The organism is Arthrobacter sp. 4R501 (assembly GCF_002929755.1).
Lineage (GTDB): Bacteria > Actinomycetota > Actinomycetes > Actinomycetales > Micrococcaceae > Arthrobacter.
The window spans coordinates 1-507 of record NZ_PJIW01000089.1; the positions used below are offsets into that span (position 1 = coordinate 1).

Below are 507 nucleotides of genomic sequence, written 5' to 3' on the forward strand. Positions count from 1 at the left end.
GATCCGCTCCTGCGCGTCATTGCCGGCCAGGTTCTCGACGTCGTCGTCGAAGAATCCCGGCGAGGTCCGGTTCCTGCTGGTCGCTGCAGGCTTTTCCCGGCCCAGGTAGCCGCCGATCCGGTCGGCGCACGCGGAAGGATCGGTGAAAACCTCTATGGTCCATAGCGGCATATAGCGCCAGCCGAGCCGCTCCAGCAGCTGGGGCCGGAGCCTGCTCCGTTCCCGCACGGTCAGCCGCCGGTATTGCTCGGTGCCGTCGGACTCGATGGCCACCGGCCGGGGAACGTCGGCGTCGTCCTGGCCCATAGTGCTCAGCGGGTCGGCCGCCGCCACCATATTCAGGGCCCCGTCGTACTGGTGCCACACCCGTGCCCCGCGGGCACGGAGCCGGTCGCCCAGGTCCGCCACGAGCGGGTCCGCACCCAGCGCCTGCTCGCTGGCGGCGGCCCGCGAGGCAGGGCTGCCCAGATCGGAGTTGCCGGCGATTTCACGGTCCAGGAGCTCATA

At 70.2% G+C, this 507-nt stretch carries 1 pseudogene; it reads right to left on the minus strand.

Going from position 1 to position 507, the window contains the following annotated elements:
• Positions 1-507 (minus strand): annotated as a pseudogene (locus CXR02_RS22025) (AAA family ATPase); the annotation flags it as partial.